We start from the raw sequence: 2927 nt of genomic DNA, 5'->3' as shown, positions 1-2927 counted from the left end.
CATCGGTGTCGAGCGAGACGTCGACCCCCATGGCCGCGCCGATCCGCCCGATCAGTGCGTCACGCTGGTCCTCCTGCGCGGCGCGGCCCGAGCTTGCCTCCGGCGCGCCCTTGAGCGCGACATTGACGCGGCCGAGCGCGACCAGCGCTTCGTTGATCTCGTCGGTCAACGAGCGCGCCTGACTGGTGACGGTCTCGCCCAGCTTGAGCAGGCTGGCTTCGGTCTTGGTCAGCGCGGCGGCGCCTTCCTCGACCGCATAGAGAAAGCTCTGGCGAAGCGTCGGGTCGCCGGGGCTGGCCGACAATGTGGTGGCCGACGTGAAGATCGCGCTCAACCGCACGCCGACGCCGGCAGCGCTATCGTTCAGGCCCTGCTCGATGCTGGACAGATACTGGGTACGGCTTTGCGCCATCGCCGCGTCGGAGTTCGCGTTCCACGCATTGTTGGCGCGATACTGGTCCCAGACGCGCGACACCTCGGCGGCGCGCACGCCGTTGAAGTTGGTCGAAGCCCGATAGAGATACATCGCGCCGACATTGCCTGCCTGTTCGGTCAGCTTGACCTGGCGCCGGGCAAAGCCGTCCGTGTTGGCATTGACGACATTCTCCGACACGCCCGCCAGCGCGTCGCGATAGGCGAGGATGCCCGAACGGCCGATCGCCAGCAGGTCGCTCATTTCGTCTCGGTCCCTTTAGCGGCGTCGGACAAGCGCGCGCCGAACTGGCGAACGAGCAGATCGGCGACGCCGAGCACGCCCTTGTCCGCCATCGAATCAGCGGTGCGTGCGTCGGCCATGTCGCGAAACTGCTCGGTCGAGCTGGAGTCGAACAGGCCGTCACCCATCCCCGCCGAGCGCATCGTGCCGATGAGCTGGCGCAGGAATACCGCCTCGAACTGCTTGGCGACGTGCTTGAGCTGCTTGAGCTCGGCCGGGTCCGCCTTCGCGAGGGGCGCGGCGGGGCCCGCGAGGGGGGAGAGCGGCCGGGTCACAGGACGACCAGCTCCGCCTTCATCGCGCCGGCTTCCTTCAACGCCTCCAGCATCGCGACCAGATCGGCCGGTGACGCGCCGATCGCGTTCACCGCCTTGACGATGTCGGCAAGGCTGGCACCGCCGTCGAAGCGGAACATGGGCCGACGCTCTTCCTCGACCGCGATGTCGCTGCGCGGGACGACGGTGGTCTGGCCGCGGCTGAACGGCTCAGGCTGCGACGCGCGCAGATCGTTGACCACGCGTACCGTCAGCTTGCCATGGCTGACGGCCGCGGGGGCGATGCGCACCGCGCCGTTGATCACGACAGTCCCGGTGCGCGCGTTGACGATCACCTTGGCGGGCGCATCGGCGGGGGAGACCCCGATATCCTCGATCTGGCCCATCAGCGCCGTGCGCAGTTCCGCCCCCTGCGGCGCCGCGATCGCCACCGTGACCGCATCGATCGCACGCGCGCGGCCCGCGCCGAGGCTGGCGTTGATCGCGTTGGCGACGCGTCCGACCGTGGTCAGGTCGGCCTGCGCCAGGTTGAAGCGCAGCTCGGGCGTGGTGGCGAAGCCGGCGTCGACCGCGCGTTCGACCGTCGCCCCGCCCGGAATACGCCCGGCGGTGGGCACGTTGACGGTGACGTTCGATCCGTCGGCGGCGGCCACGCCCAGCCCGCCGACCGCGAGATTGCCCTGCGCCATCGCGTAGATCTGCCCGTCCGCACCCTGCAGCGGCGCCAGCAGCAGCGTACCGCCGCGTAGCGACTTCGCCTTGCCGAGCGCGGCGACGGTGATGTCGAGTTTTTCGCCCGGTTTTGCGAACGGCGGCAGATCGGCGGTGATGATGACGGCGGCCGCGTTCTTCAGCGCGGGATTGACGCCCGCCGGCAGCTGCTGCCCGAAACGGGACGCGACGCTGCGCATGCCCTGCGTCGTATATTCGAGATTGTCGTCGCCCGTGCCCGCCAGCCCGACCACGATGCCGTAGCCGGTGAGCTGGTTGGAGCGCAGTCCCTGGAAGTGGCCGAGATCCTTGATCCGTTCGGCCATTGCCGGGCCGGCGACCAGCAGCAGGGCGGCAAGGGCGGTGAAGAAACGCATGAAGCCGTCCTCAGAAAGGCGAGAGGATCGAGAAGAAGCGGTTGAGCCAGCCCTGACGGCTGGCGCGCGCAATCTCGCCCGTGCCGGAATAGGTGATGCGGGCATCGGCGACGCGGGTCGACGGCACGCGATTGTAGAGGTCGATGTCGGCGGCGCGGACGAGGCCGGAGATACGGATCTGCTCGTCGCCGCGGTTGAGCGTCAGCAGCTTCTCGCCCCGCACCAGCATCGTGCCGTTTGGATAAACCTCGGCGATAGTCACGCTAATCTCGCCATTGAGCGCGTTCGACTGCGCGGCATTGCCCTTGCCGTCGAAGCTGCCGCCACCGCTGGCCGAGGCCTCGGCGGGGGAGAAGAGCGACAGCGGGCCGACGCTGGGGGGCGTAAGCCCGACCGATCCGGTGCGGTCGGTGGAGGCGCTGTTGGTCTTCACCGCCTGTGTCCGTTCCGCGAGCACGATCGTCAGCACGTCCCCCACCATCGCCGCGCGCGCGCCCGAGGTGAGCGGCGCATAGCCGTTGGTGGCGTGGAAGATCGCGCCGTCGGCGACGGCCGGCGCCACCGGCTGGGCTGGACGGGTCGGCGCATATTCGGCGCGGACGGCGGCCTTGCTGCGGCCGAACAGGCCCGCCTGTGCAGGCGTAAGCGCGACGACCAACACGGCGGAGAGGAGGAGAGCGTTACGCGACACGGGTCAGCCCTCACATCTGCTGGTTGGCATATTGGAGCATCTCGTCCGTCGCCTTGATCATCTTCGAATTGATCTCGTAGGCGCGCTGGGTCTCGATCATGTCGACCAGTTCCTCGACGATATTGACGTTCGAGGATTCGAGGTTGCCCTGGCGGATG

At 68.5% G+C, this 2927-nt stretch carries 5 protein-coding genes; all 5 read right to left on the bottom strand.

Annotation, left to right across the window (positions count from 1 at the left end; genetic code table 11):
* Positions 1–676: FlgK family flagellar hook-associated protein (locus ACOJSF_RS02055; protein WP_420140574.1), on the bottom strand; the 676-nt coding region annotated here is incomplete at its 3' end.
* On the bottom strand, positions 673–990 hold the full coding sequence (locus ACOJSF_RS02050; RefSeq protein WP_420140573.1) for a rod-binding protein: 318 nt from the start codon (positions 988–990) through the stop codon (positions 673–675). The genes ACOJSF_RS02050 and ACOJSF_RS02055, both read right to left, overlap by 4 nt.
* Positions 987–2078, bottom strand: coding sequence for a flagellar basal body P-ring protein FlgI (locus ACOJSF_RS02045; RefSeq protein ID WP_420140572.1), 1092 nt, complete (start codon positions 2076–2078; stop codon positions 987–989). The genes ACOJSF_RS02050 and ACOJSF_RS02045 overlap by 4 nt, the downstream gene beginning before the upstream one ends.
* Positions 2079–2088: 10 nt before the next feature.
* Complete coding sequence (locus ACOJSF_RS02040) at positions 2089–2769, bottom strand: flagellar basal body L-ring protein FlgH (RefSeq protein ID WP_420140571.1); 681 nt, start codon at positions 2767–2769, stop codon at positions 2089–2091.
* 10 nt (positions 2770–2779) lie between these two features.
* On the bottom strand, positions 2780–2927 hold a 148-nt coding region (locus tag ACOJSF_RS02035; RefSeq protein WP_420140575.1), incomplete at its 5' end, for a flagellar basal body rod C-terminal domain-containing protein.

Origin of the sequence: Sphingomonas sp. (genome assembly GCF_048594985.1) — a bacterium.
GTDB lineage: Bacteria > Pseudomonadota > Alphaproteobacteria > Sphingomonadales > Sphingomonadaceae > Sphingomonas_I.
The sequence above is the reverse complement of the archived record's forward strand: the minus strand, read 5'-3'. Positions and strand labels throughout refer to the sequence as shown.